Source organism: Sediminicola luteus (genome assembly GCF_040566555.1).
In the GTDB taxonomy this organism is placed as follows: domain Bacteria; phylum Bacteroidota; class Bacteroidia; order Flavobacteriales; family Flavobacteriaceae; genus Sediminicola.
On record NZ_JBEWYP010000003.1, the window covers coordinates 408,895 to 421,818 of the forward strand.

A 12,924-nucleotide genomic window follows, 5' to 3' on the forward strand; every position below is an offset into this window, starting at 1 on the left:
TATGGCAGTGCATTGAAGCCCCCTTTATAGTTTGAATTTAAAACGGTTGGAGTCTTGAATATAGGATTAGAGAAATATCGACATTATTATGAAACTTTAATAGAGAGTGAACTCTTTAGTCATGTCACGCACAATTCCCTCAACCATCTATTGGAAATTTCGACTGCCCAAAATTGGCCTAAAAAAACCTGCATTCTTGATACCAGTCATACCTTATATACGTTTCATATACTAATCACAGGAAAAATAAAGGTGTATCACTTTGATCCATCCAACGATCGATTGCTTACTCTATTTTTATTACAGGATAACGATGTGTTTGATATCTTCTCCTTAATGGGCTGCGGCACCCACAAAGTATATTATGAGGCCTTGGAGGATACAGAAGTTTTATGTATTCCTGTTTCCCAAATGAAAGAATGGATGAAAGACAATCCTTTGGTGCATAAGTCATTTTTGTCCTATACTGTTCAAAAGATGAATATTTTGGAACGATATATTATTAATGTAGCACTAGAGGACATCCCAACACGACTGGCCCGTTTATTATATAACAACATGGATAAATCTTCTTCGCATTATCAGTCCATATGTGGGCTTTCCCATTCAGAATTAGGTGCATTAATTGGTACTACAAGAGCGGTAGTGAATCGACATATTCAAAACTTTAAGGAGGAAGGCATATTGGAGGTAAGCAGAAAACAAATTACTGTAACCAATGTAGAGCTTCTCGAAGAAAAAATATCCGGAAAAAAAGTATAACCCCATTAAATCTACCGTTTTTATCGATTTTTTTTATAAAGATTTACATCTTATATCACGTTTTGCTACTTAGGTAGCATTTTAAATTGAAGGTAGGGTGTACTTTAGTAATAGTGAATGGCTAACTATTCTTTTACTCGAAGCCCATTCCCCCCTCTTCAGGTTATAACAATAATTAGCTAAGCTACATTGGCCAATTAGTTTTGTTTATTAACCTTTAAATAAATATCATCATGAAAAATGTTTTAATCGGTTTATTATTTCTGGGCCTTACCAGCCTAGCCTACGCTCAGGACAAGCCTGCCAACGCGGACAAAGATGCTGACGTAGAGGAAGTAAAATTAACTGGAGTTACAGTTAAAAATATGAACTCTAATTATTTGAATAAGGTCCAAGACCCTACTACACCAGAAAGAGTGGTTCAATTAGAGAATACCGCCGCTAGATACGATCTTACATCGTCCGATATCTACGATGGTAATCATGAAGCTTATGAAGTAATTTTCGAACAGACAAATGGTAGAATCATTGCCACTTACGACAAAGATGGCCAGATACTAACCTCTTTTGAAAAGTTTACTGATTTAACGCTGCCAGCACCTGTGAGGAATAGTCTTTATAAAGCTTACCCAGGGTGGACAGTTCACAAAGATGCTTACTTAGTTTCTTATTATGAAGGAACAGATAGTGTCAAAAAATTATACAGGATTCAACTTAGGAAAGAAAATCAAAAATTGAACCTGAAGTGTGATGTGGACGGCAATATATTATAAATGATGAAATGAATTAGTTTCATCATTTTTTTGGGTCTTATTATACTATGATGGGCGGGCCAATTGTCCGCCCATCATTTTTATAAATTACTGAAAAGTAAAATCAAAAAAAGCATACATTAAATTGTTAAAATATGCAGAAAGGCTACTAAAGTAGCTTACAAAAATGCATCATAGTATGTATTTTAGTACAAATAAAAGGCTAGTGATTGTTTAAATTAAATCCAATGCCCCCCGATCTATAGGATAATACAAGAATTAGTCAAGTTCTATTGACAAATTAGTTTTCATTTTTAATCCTTTAAAAATATCATCATGAAAAACGTATTATTCGGTCTATTATATTTAGGTCTTACCAGCCTAGCCTATTCCCAAGAGATTCCTACGAGCATAGATTTTAAGGAAGTGAAATTAATAGGGGTAACTGTAACTCCTTTAAATACCACTTATTTAAGAAAGGTTCAAGATAAAAATACTCCAGAGTTAGTTAAGAAGCTAGAAAATACAGCCGCAAGATTCGATGTCACAGAGGCTAGTATCTACGATGGCAACCACGAAGGGTACGAGGTTATCTTTGAACAGACCAACGGCCGCATCATTGCAACTTACGACCAAAATGGTAAAATCGTTTCCTCATTTGAAAGATTTACCAATTTGAATCTTCCTCCGCCAGTTCGCAACAATATTGCAAGGGAATATCCTGGTTGGAGAGTGCATAAGGATGCCTATTTGGTGTCATATTACGTAGATGCTGAGCACGTAAAAAAGGTGTACAAGATTCAAATCAGAAAAGAAAATGAAAGGAAAAATCTTAGGTGTACCGTAGAAGGTGAAATCCTATAAAGATGCTACCACCAAAAATTTACTCATCAATTAAAAAAAAGAGCACGTGCTCTTTTTTTTTGTACGGATCGGATGTATTAGATTATTTTGACCTGCTTATTTAAGCAATCACTTAAAGGACAAAACCCATTTCCTAATCCATTTTTAATCTGGTGAAGTAACCGCTTTATCAGACAAATTGCATTGATTCACAACATTTTGACCTGTGTTGACCACAAATTTTTTCCAAAAAGAAATATTCTCTCCTTCTTGCGGGCTAATATATGTATGAGCAACCCCCGACATTATGAACAGATTAAGCTTTTTATTGATTTCAATTCTTTTTTTGAACTCAGCAATATTTGCAAATTGCGGTGAAGCGTATTCCACAGCGACATATGCCTTAAGCCACACCAAAAAATCATTGGACTCCAATAACTTTGACCATCAAATGTATTATGCAGATAGGGCAATAGATGCCTTGGAGAAGACAAAAGGATTAGCAGAAAATTGTGGTTGTGACAATTCCATGGACTATATATTAAATGGACTTGTAGATTTAAAAAAATCTGCGGATCCGGAAGATTGGGACAAAGGGAGGTATTTCGCTCAAAAAGCTTATGAGGAATTGCAATCCCTAATAAGCGCATTTGATGTTTGTACGAGTTCTGCACCAAGTGTAAATTATGACTTGGAGAATATAGCCGTATCTGATGCTTCTTCCAAAGCCATTCAATTAGAAGGAAATGGCCTAAAAGAAAAACAAAGGCAACTGGAACAACAACAACAAGAACTATTAGAGCAACAACGGGTATTGGCCGAGAAAATAGCAGAGCAAAAACGATTAACGGCTCAAATGCAACGGGCCAGGGAACTGGAATATGAAGAGCAATTGAAACTTAAAAGAATTGCAGAGCTAACCTTTAAGGAGTATGGGATAAAACTCAAGGATCTTATGAATGTTTTTGATTGTGCCGCTTCTTCCACTCCCGCTAATTGGAGTGCAGAACGCAACGAGGAAGTATTAAGGAACGAAACACTGGAAGCCACCAAGAAATATTATATGGATAAAGTAGTAGCCATGCAAAAGCAAGCATTGGAAGACATTAATAATTGTGTCAAGAAATAACCATATATCTTAGTCATAAAAAAAGGGCCATGTTCATACATGGCCCTTTTTAATTGGATTGAAACTATAGTATCAATTAGCCCCAAAGTATTTGATTTTTCTGGTAATATAAGTATTATCTGGGGTAATTATCTGCTTTACCCAGTTTCCGCTTTTGGTATTGTCAAATTGATATACATACTTTTTTAAGGAAACCCCCTGTCCTATTTTTGTTCGTAATTCTAGTAACATTCCGGCTTCATTATAGGTATATGTCTTGGTTTCCATGGGCAATAATTTATTCGCTTTTTTATCAAAAACCATTTTTGTCTCGGAAATAAGTTTGTTTTTGGCATTGAAGATTTCCTCTTTGGCCGTATTGGGCTCTCCATCCAAAAAATCAGTGACCAGTTTATTTTTTCTTGTGGTATTTGTGTTGGATTTTGTTTCTTTTACCCTTACCGTTTTTAGTAATACTGAATTTAAAAAGTACGAAGCCGTCTGTTCTCCTTTTGCTGAAGAATATTCCACCAACGTTTCATCAATGCCATCAGTACTGGTTCTTGTAATCTTTACCAGCTGATCATCTTTATCATAATAATATTCGTACTGGTCAAGAAATTCCTTGTTATAGGAAACTATCTTTTCCGTTATTTTTTTATTTGCTGTGGTATCTATGGTGTAGATATTTGCAATGGAAGTATTCCTATCAAATACCCCATCCCTATAATTTTCGAATCGTTTTTCCTTTAGTTCCTCTTTGGCGTATTTGTAAATGGTGATATCATAATCATCATCATTATAACGGGTAATAGCTTTGGTAAGCAGGCCTGCTTCATTAAACTCAAACTCCTCTTTCCCGTAATCGGTGATAACCAAACAGGTTTTCACAGGTCCCTTAAGGTCAAAATCGGTATACTTAAAAATATTGATCTCCTGGGAATACAAAGATTGGGCATTCAATACCATTAAAATGCCAAGGAAAATTCCCAAAAAAGTTGATATGTAGTTTTTTACCATAGGTCAAAATTAGTCGATATTATACCAAAACAAAAAGAAAAGAAGATCAAATAAAAAAGGGGCGAATTGCTTCGCCCCTTTTCTTTTTTGGATAAATTGATTTCACGATCAATTTACCTATCTCTATTTATTATTTTACTTCTTCGAAGTCAACATCTTCCACATTATCGCCTTCTTTGGCACCTGCGTCTGCACTAGCTTCACCATTTGGTGAGGCATCTGCTTGTTGTCCTTCTGCCTGTGCTTTGTACATTTCTTCAGAAGCTACTTTCCAAGCCTCATTGATTTTATCCAAAGCTGGAGAGATCATGGCCAAATCTTTAGATTCGTAAGCCTTTTTCAACTCTTCCAAAGCATCCTCGATTGGTTTCTTTTTATCATCAGATAATTTTTCGCCAAATTCTTTCAGTTGCTTTTCAGTTTGGAAGATCATTCCATCTGCTTCATTCAACTTATCAGCAGTTTCCTTAGCTTTTTTATCCGACTCGGCATTTGCTTCCGCTTCAGCTTTCATTTTCTTGATTTCTTCTTCGGTCAAACCGGAAGAAGCTTCAATACGGATATCCTGAGATTTGTTGGTAGCCTTATCGGTCGCTGATACTTTGATTATACCATTGGCATCGATATCAAAAGTAACTTCAATTTGAGGTGTTCCCCTTTGTGCTGGTGGAATACCGTCCAAATGGAATCTTCCGATAGTTTTATTATCCGTTGCCATTGGTCTTTCTCCTTGTAAGACATGTATTTCTACAGAAGGCTGATTGTCTGCCGCTGTTGAGAATACCTGAGACTTCTTAGTAGGGATGGTTGTATTGGACTCAATTAACTTGGTCATTACACCTCCCATTGTCTCAATTCCTAAAGATAATGGTGTCACATCCAATAAAAGTACATCCTTCACGTCTCCGGTCAAGACACCACCTTGAATTGCAGCTCCTACAGCAACAACTTCATCAGGGTTCACACCTTTGGATGGTTTTTTTCCGAAGAACTTTTCTACAGCTTCCTGTACGGCAGGAATTCTTGTAGAACCACCAACCAAAATGATTTCATCAATATCGCTTTTTGATAAACCGGCCGCTTTAAGGGCAGTCTCACAAGGCGCAATAGTTCTTTTTACCAAATCGTCGATCAACTGCTCAAATTTAGCTCTAGACAATGTACGCACCAAATGTTTTGGTCCTGAAGCAGTGGCTGTCACATATGGCAAGTTGATTTCTGTCTGGGCAGATGAAGATAATTCTATCTTAGCTTTTTCTGCAGCCTCACGTAAACGTTGTAATGCCATAGCATCCTTACGCAAATCAATTCCTTCTTCCTTGTTAAATTCATCCGCCAACCAATCGATGATCTTTTGGTCAACATCATCACCACCTAGGTGTGTATCACCATCTGTAGACAATACTTCAAATACACCATCTCCTAATTCTAGGATGGAAACATCATGAGTACCACCTCCAAAGTCAAATACGACAATTTTTTGTTCTTTATCTTTCTTATCCAAACCATAAGCTAAAGATGCAGCTGTTGGCTCGTTGATAATACGTTCTACTGTAAGACCCGCAATTTCACCGGCTTCTTTAGTCGCCTGTCTTTGTGCATCGTTAAAGTAAGCAGGAACAGTAATTACCGCTCTTGTCACTGTTTGTCCCAAATAGTCTTCCGCAGTTTTCTTCATTTTCTGAAGAATCATAGCAGATAATTCCTGTGGAGAATACAAACGGCCATCGATATCAACTCTAGGAGTATCATTATCTCCTTTTACTACTTTATAAGGTACTCTTCCTGCCTCCTTACTGGATTCAGAATATTTATTTCCCATAAATCTCTTGATAGAGTATATGGTTTTAGTTGGGTTTGTAACTGCCTGACGTTTTGCAGGGTCACCTACCTTAATCTCTCCGCCTTCTACAAAAGCTATAACGGATGGTGTCGTTCTTTTTCCTTCTGCATTTGGGATAACTACTGGCTCGTTACCTTCCATTACGGATACGCAAGAGTTGGTGGTTCCCAAATCTATTCCAATAATCTTACTCATATTTATGTTTTTATTGTGTTGAAAATTCCTTTTATAATTCGATACCTATAAGTCAATGATTATGCCATGAAAAGAAATATGACAAGGTGTCAGATTATCGGTATCTAAAATGACAATTCAAACCTTTGCTAGCTTTAAATACACTAACTTCCCATGATATGACATGTAAAAGTTCTAACTATAGGTGTATGACACCTTAAATAACTTTAAGCGCATTTAGCTGATTCCTCGTAACTTATAATACCCTCCAATTTCATAATTGGAATTAACGTATTTCTCATTCATTTTTGTCTTAGAGAAACATATATTTGTTATCAACTTAATCGATTGCGTAAATGGAATGTATTAGCACCTTCGACATGCTTAAAATAGGTATTGGTCCGTCTAGCTCCCATACTCTTGGTCCTTGGCGGGCTGCAGAAAGATGGATCAAAGAATTGAAGGAAGATGATTTATTTGATCAAGTTGCTTCCATTAAGGTTCATATCTATGGTTCTTTGTCCTTAACAGGAAAAGGGCATGCGACAGATTTAGCTATTATGTTGGGATTAACCGGGGCCGACCCAGAGTATATTCCTATTGAAGATATCAGTGGTATTGTAGAGGAAATAAAATCCACAGGAATTTTGAGTTTTAATAGCGAAAAGGAAATTCCTTTTGATGCCAAACAGGATATTGTTTTTGAAAAGCAGTTTTTACCCTTTCATGCCAATGGGATGCTATTTGTGGCCACATTGAAATCTGGAGAAAAGATTGAAGAAACCTATTATTCGATAGGCGGAGGATTTGTAGTAAAAGAAGAAAGGGCAAACGCCAAACAAAACCTAAAGGTATTCAAAACCTTCCCCTTCCCTATAGTAAAGGGCACGGAGCTTCTCGCATATTGCAAACAGGAGAACAAATCCATTTCGGAATTGGTATTGGAAAATGAAAGATCATTGCGCACAGATACTGAAATAGATCGGGAGTTACAGCGCATATGGGATACAATGCTAGAATGTATGTACATAGGCTGCCACACAGAAGGACATTTACCAGGTGGCTTAAATGTTAGACGCCGTGCCTATGATATGTCCCAAAGTCTAAAAGGGGACATCCCCTATTCCAATCCTCAAGAATGGTTGGAGGCTATCCGGAAGACAGAAGTAAAATTTAGACAAATCCTCAAATGGGTCAGCTGTTTTGCGCTTAGTGTCAATGAGGTCAACGCTTCCTTAGGGCGGGTAGTCACAGCACCAACCAATGGCAGTGCAGGTGTGATTCCTGCCGTCCTAATGTACTATATGGTCATTGAAAACCACGATGCCACCTTTGAACACGTGAAAAAGTTTTTAATGGTAGCCGGTGAAATAGGCAGCATTTTCAAAAAAGGAGCTACCATTTCAGCTGCTATGGGCGGTTGTCAAGCGGAGATTGGCGTTTCCTCAGCGATGGCTGCCGGAGCACTCACAGAAATAATGGGTGGCACCCCTGAACAGGCATTAATGGCCGCAGAAATTGCTATGGAACACCATTTAGGCCTCACTTGCGACCCAATAGGGGGCTTAGTACAAATACCATGTATAGAACGGAACTCCATGGGTGCCATAAAAGCAATCAATGCCGCTGAATTGGCGATGGACTCCAATCCTGAGAACGCGAAGGTTCCTTTGGACAAAGTGGTGAACACCATGTGGGAAACTGCCAAGGATATGAGCTCCAAATACAAGGAGACCTCCGAAGGCGGATTAGCGGTAGGGGTTTATCTTAGTGATTGTTGATTCTTAATCACAACCTTGTTTGTGCCGTGTGTCGATGATATATATGATTTTCCAGGAATCTGAATCTTTGAACAGCTGAAATGAATTCACCCCACAATGGCTAAAAGTATCATTTAACCAAAATTCATAGGGAGTCCAAGCATGCGCCATTGCCCCATCTATTTGGATATTGAAGGATAACAGTTTTTCCTGAAACTTTGTGGTGGTTGGGATACCTATAATGTGACTCACAAAATCATTGTAATCTTCGGACTGTACATAGGTACTATCCACTTTGTTGGCAATCGTCTGAATAATTACCTGATCTGAAACTACGCTTTTCAGGAGTAAAGAATCTTGTTGATGAAAACCTTTAAAGAACGTTTCAATGGTTTGCCTAACAGCATTCTCTTCCGAAGATTGAGCATTCCCATTTAAAACAAATAAACACAGGCAGAAACAGATTAAAATTCTCATTTTATGATTTTTAGAGTCCGATATCGAAAATAACTTAATTATTTTAAAGCCGAAACTAAGAATCCCTTAAAGTTTTTGAACAAAACTCCTTACTTTTATCGTCTCAAACCAAAATTCATGTCAGTAGCCAAAAAAGAATACAAAAGAGTAACCGTAAAATCCTTAATAGAAATGAAGAGGAACGGTGAACGAATCTCCATGTTGACTGCCTATGATTTTTCCATGGCAAAAATTGTTGACGATGCCAATGTAGATGTTATCTTGGTTGGGGACTCGGCCAGTAATGTTATGGCCGGGCATGAAACAACACTACCTATTACCCTGGATCAAATGATCTACCATGCCTCATCGGTTATTCGAGCTGTGAAAAGGGCACTAGTGGTTGTTGATATTCCATTTGGAAGCTATCAAAGTGATCCTAAAGAGGCCTTGCGTTCTGCTATTCGTATAATGAAAGAGAGCGGAGCCCATGCTGTTAAGGTTGAGGGAGGAATAGAAATAAAGGAATCCGTAAAAAGAATTCTCAATGCAGGGATACCTGTAATGGGACATTTGGGGCTTACCCCACAGTCAATTTATAAGTTTGGCACCTACACCGTAAGAGCCAAGGAAGAAGAGGAGGCTCAGAAGCTTCTGGTGGACGCCAAGTTGTTGGAAAAATTAGGCTGTTTCGCAATTGTTTTAGAAAAAATACCAGCAGATTTGGCCAAGAAAGTTGCCGAGAGCATAAATATTCCCGTAATAGGTATTGGTGCAGGTAACGGAGTAGACGGACAAGTATTGGTCGTACATGATCTTTTGGGAATTACCCAAGAGTTCAATCCGCGGTTCTTGAGGCGTTATATGAATTTATATGAAGAAATGGGAAATGCCATTTCACAGTATGTCACAGACGTAAAAAGCAGGGATTTTCCTAATGAAGAAGAACAGTATTAATTGAATTTGGAGACTAAAACAATTTCTACGCCAAAAAACCTACAAGTCCTTTACGAGGATAACCACCTTATTGCCATTAATAAAAGGCCTGGGGATATTGTCCAAGGAGATAAGACCGGCGACGCCCCATTAAGTGAGGTGGTCAAAGAATACCTTAGGGAAAAATACAACAAGCCCGGCAATGTTTATTTAGGGGTTGCCCATAGATTGGACAGGCCAACATCGGGGATTGTAGTCTTTGCAAAAACATCAAAAGCCTTACCGCGACTTAATAAATTGTTTGCTGAAAAGGATGCCAAGAAGACCTATTGGGCTGTTGTAAAGAACGCTCCAGAGAACCCCTCTGCCAGCCTTACCCATTGGTTAAAAAGAAATACAAAACAAAATAAATCCTACGCCCATAAAAATGAGGTGCCAGATAGCAAAAAAGCTATCTTGGATTATAGAATACTGAAAAAGTTGGACAATTACTTTTTGTTGGAAATTGACCTAAAGACTGGAAGGCATCATCAGATACGGGCACAATTAAATGCCTTGGGATGCCCAATCAAGGGTGATCTAAAATATGGGTTTGATCGCAGCAACAAAGATGGCAGTATACATTTGCACGCCAGAAACCTGTCTTTCATTCATCCAGTTAAAAAGGAAATGCTCAATTTGGTTGCCCCTCCCCCTAACGAACCCATCTGGAATGCTTGTCTTTAGTTATTCTATTTATAGGTCCGAACACTTTCGATGACAACAGAACCTAATATCAATACCCCTCCGAAAATCGTCATTAAGGATGGTATTTCGGCCAGGAAAATTGCGCCAATTATAATTCCATAAACCGGTTGAACACTACTGATAATGCTCGCGGTTGTAATGGAAAAATATTTAAAACTGTTCAAAAACAAGGTATGTCCAATAGCTGTAGTCACTAAGGCAAGGGTTAAAAGTCCTTTCCATTGGCTTAGCACTGCATCGGTTTCCAAAAAGAAAAATACGGGAAATAGCAAAGCACCTACGATCACCATTTGGTAACACATTAAAGCTGATCCATTATAATGCTTTACCCTCGCCTTTAGTACAAGATTCCTCAACGCATAAAAAAGTGCGGACAAAACCCCTACTCCAACTGCAAGAGTATAAGAGTTGCCCATTTCAAATTTGGGGACCAAAAAATAGATACCAGCCAATACCATGATGCCCAATAAAAGGTGGATTTTTAAAAATTTGGTCTTGAGCAAAATAGGCTCCAGTAAAGAAGTAATTACCGGGTAGGTAAAAAGAGACAGCATTCCTATGGCAACATTGGATAATTTTAATGCATAGAAATAGGTAATCCAATGTAACCCCATAAATATGCCACTCATCAAGATGGGGAGATAGTCCTTTTTAAGAATGCTCAAGGATATGCCTTTCCATTTGCAAAAAAGCCATAATAACAAAAACGCCAAAATAGCCCTGGAAGCAATGGTGATTGGAACTGGCAATTGAATAAACCTGCCCAAGGCACCAGAGGTGCTCACGAAAAGCATGGCCAAATTTATTTCGAGCAAATGAGCTAGGTGTGGGTTCTTTGAACTCAACTTCAATTATCTAGTTAGCGTCAAAGCCTTTTCCCTTATTATTTGGGCTACTGGTCTATTCTCCAAATGGCTTTCTAACCATGAAAGGATATCCAAGTATAAAAATGCTCTTTTTTCAAATGGATGATCTTCATATTTCTTAAGCTCATTATAAAGCTTTTGGAATTCATCCTTTAGCTCGTGTGGATAGATATTGCCCAAGTTTCTCAAAAACTTGATCATTTCCTTTTGGACGGCATGTAGATCGTTCATCTTCAACAAAAATTTATACGTACTCTTTAACTGTACCTCCAGATGGTAATCCATTCCCGCTTCATAATGGGCAACAAGACTAAGGACACGGGCGAAGCACATGAGATCCTCGCGCATCTTTAAGTTTTTGTTGTTAATGATTTTTTTTAGGTATTGGATGCAGGTTTTATTATCCCCCATGCTGAAATATAAACAGGCAATCTTGTAGTAAAAAACCATGACATGGTGCTCATCAATACGCTCTTTGTGCTTATTGATACCGTATTCAATTATTTTGACCAGATATAACCCTTTTTCGAAGGTCCCTTCCATAAAATGGAGGTTCAATTTGTTGGAATTGATATATAGAAAGGCCAAAGAAGAGATATTATCATTTTTAGGAAACTCTTCGCTATTGACCATGGCCTCCAATTTTTCCAATGTTTCCTTAAACTGGGAACTGTATTTTACATAAAATAAGGATTCTAAAAGATAATGGTTGCCTTTTAAAAAGAAAACGGGATTTAAGTAAATCATCTCCTTATGTTCATAAAAAAGGTCTACCCATTTGCTGGAATATTTATAGCAGGACAAAAAATCCTGTGTTAAAAAACTATACCATAAATGCGCTTTATAGAGCCAGAGTTTTTCCCTAAATCCGAGGTCCTCCATGTTGTATTCTGGTAAATGCTCATCAAAATACTTTTTTACATTTTTTATTTCCTCATCACTTTTCACATATCCCACCTTCAGCATCATCCCGTACAATTGCAGGGATAAATTGGATAACTTGCTGGTAATTACATTTTGTTCAGAAAGTTTTTTGGCTTGCATTGCCAATTCATCAGCCCTATCCGGGATACTTCTGGTGATGTATTGGGTTTCTATTATTTTTTCTAGTTCCACAATCTCGTAGGCTATATTTTTTTCTTCATTGTCTATCGCAGTGCTTTTGGCCTTATCCAGAATTTTTAAGCTTTGTTTATATAGTCCTTTTTGATACAAAATGGTGGCAAAATCGAGCTGCTCACGAATCTGGACCCGTATATTTTGATTGACTGGATTTAATCGTAGACTAACCAATATTTGTTTGTAGAGATGCGCTTTAAGATTGGACAACTGGGTTTTCTTAACAATTCCACTATCCAATATGGCCTTTTCATCATAGTCTTTCATCTTATCCAATAGATTGAATAAGGCTAAAAACTTGGCGTCGGTATTGACTCCCAATCTACCAACATAGAGCTTAAATTGACGCTTTTCTGACTTAGAAAGTGATTTTACCAACACGAACAAAGCATCTTTATGTGCAGTTGTCATCGTAATAATTATTATTTAATTAACTGTATATCAGGACTTTAAATATAACAAAAAGTAACTTAACGTTGTAAATGTTTATTTAGGCTCCAACCAGTTGGTTAAGGTAGCTATATATTCGTATAGCTTA

General features: G+C 37.6%; 12 protein-coding genes. 7 read left to right on the forward strand and 5 right to left on the reverse strand.

Annotation, left to right across the window (positions count from 1 at the left end):
* Positions 1 to 54: 54 nt before the first annotated feature.
* From ABXZ32_RS08130 to ABXZ32_RS08145, 4 genes are all read left to right on the forward strand, one after another.
* Entirely contained in the window at positions 55 to 762 is a 708-nt protein-coding gene (locus ABXZ32_RS08130; RefSeq protein WP_354618175.1) for a Crp/Fnr family transcriptional regulator, read from the forward strand.
* A gap of 233 nt (positions 763 to 995) precedes the next feature.
* On the forward strand, positions 996 to 1,535 hold the full coding sequence (locus ABXZ32_RS08135) for a hypothetical protein (protein WP_354618176.1): 540 nt from the start codon (positions 996 to 998) through the stop codon (positions 1,533 to 1,535).
* 315 nt (positions 1,536 to 1,850) lie between these two features.
* Complete coding sequence (locus ABXZ32_RS08140; protein WP_354618177.1) at positions 1,851 to 2,378, forward strand: hypothetical protein; 528 nt, start codon at positions 1,851 to 1,853, stop codon at positions 2,376 to 2,378.
* Positions 2,379 to 2,664: 286 nt separating this feature from the next.
* Positions 2,665 to 3,486 carry a hypothetical protein gene (locus ABXZ32_RS08145; RefSeq protein WP_354618178.1) on the forward strand — a complete coding sequence of 274 codons (822 nt, stop codon included), beginning with the start codon at positions 2,665 to 2,667 and terminating at the stop codon, positions 3,484 to 3,486.
* Between the two features lie 72 nt (positions 3,487 to 3,558).
* Here ABXZ32_RS08145 and ABXZ32_RS08150 read toward each other — a convergent pair whose 3' ends face one another.
* Together ABXZ32_RS08150 and dnaK are read right to left on the reverse strand one after the other, a co-directional pair.
* Positions 3,559 to 4,485 (reverse strand): hypothetical protein, encoded by a 927-nt coding sequence (locus tag ABXZ32_RS08150; protein ID WP_354618179.1) that lies wholly within the window; start codon positions 4,483 to 4,485, stop codon positions 3,559 to 3,561.
* A 130-nt stretch (positions 4,486 to 4,615) separates the two neighbouring features.
* On the reverse strand, positions 4,616 to 6,523 hold the full coding sequence (dnaK, locus tag ABXZ32_RS08155; protein ID WP_354618180.1) for a molecular chaperone DnaK: 1,908 nt from the start codon (positions 6,521 to 6,523) through the stop codon (positions 4,616 to 4,618).
* A gap of 335 nt (positions 6,524 to 6,858) precedes the next feature.
* On the opposite strand from dnaK, the gene ABXZ32_RS08160 reads away from it, so the two are divergent.
* Positions 6,859 to 8,283: an L-serine ammonia-lyase gene (locus tag ABXZ32_RS08160; RefSeq protein ID WP_354618181.1), complete on the forward strand. Its 1,425-nt coding sequence runs from the start codon at positions 6,859 to 6,861 to the stop codon at positions 8,281 to 8,283.
* Positions 8,284 to 8,286: 3 nt separating this feature from the next.
* Here ABXZ32_RS08160 and ABXZ32_RS08165 read toward each other — a convergent pair whose 3' ends face one another.
* On the reverse strand, positions 8,287 to 8,739 hold the full coding sequence (locus ABXZ32_RS08165) for a nuclear transport factor 2 family protein (RefSeq protein ID WP_354618182.1): 453 nt from the start codon (positions 8,737 to 8,739) through the stop codon (positions 8,287 to 8,289).
* 117 nt (positions 8,740 to 8,856) lie between these two features.
* Here ABXZ32_RS08165 and panB point away from each other — a divergent pair, with 117 nt between their 5' ends.
* Together panB and ABXZ32_RS08175 are read left to right on the forward strand one after the other, a co-directional pair.
* Complete coding sequence (gene panB / locus ABXZ32_RS08170) at positions 8,857 to 9,675, forward strand: 3-methyl-2-oxobutanoate hydroxymethyltransferase (protein ID WP_354618183.1); 819 nt, start codon at positions 8,857 to 8,859, stop codon at positions 9,673 to 9,675.
* A gap of 6 nt (positions 9,676 to 9,681) precedes the next feature.
* On the forward strand, positions 9,682 to 10,380 hold the full coding sequence (locus ABXZ32_RS08175; RefSeq protein WP_354618184.1) for an RluA family pseudouridine synthase: 699 nt from the start codon (positions 9,682 to 9,684) through the stop codon (positions 10,378 to 10,380).
* A gap of 5 nt (positions 10,381 to 10,385) precedes the next feature.
* Here the strand turns inward: ABXZ32_RS08175 and ABXZ32_RS08180 are convergent, their stop codons facing one another.
* A complete protein-coding gene (locus tag ABXZ32_RS08180; protein ID WP_354618185.1) occupies positions 10,386 to 11,216 on the reverse strand; it encodes a DMT family transporter in 831 nt (276 codons plus the stop codon).
* A 36-nt stretch (positions 11,217 to 11,252) separates the two neighbouring features.
* The gene (locus ABXZ32_RS08185; RefSeq protein WP_354618186.1) at positions 11,253 to 12,797 is read right to left on the reverse strand and encodes a hypothetical protein; all 1,545 of its coding nucleotides are present in this window, start codon (positions 12,795 to 12,797) and stop codon (positions 11,253 to 11,255) included.
* Between the last annotated feature and the right edge of the window lie 127 nt (positions 12,798 to 12,924).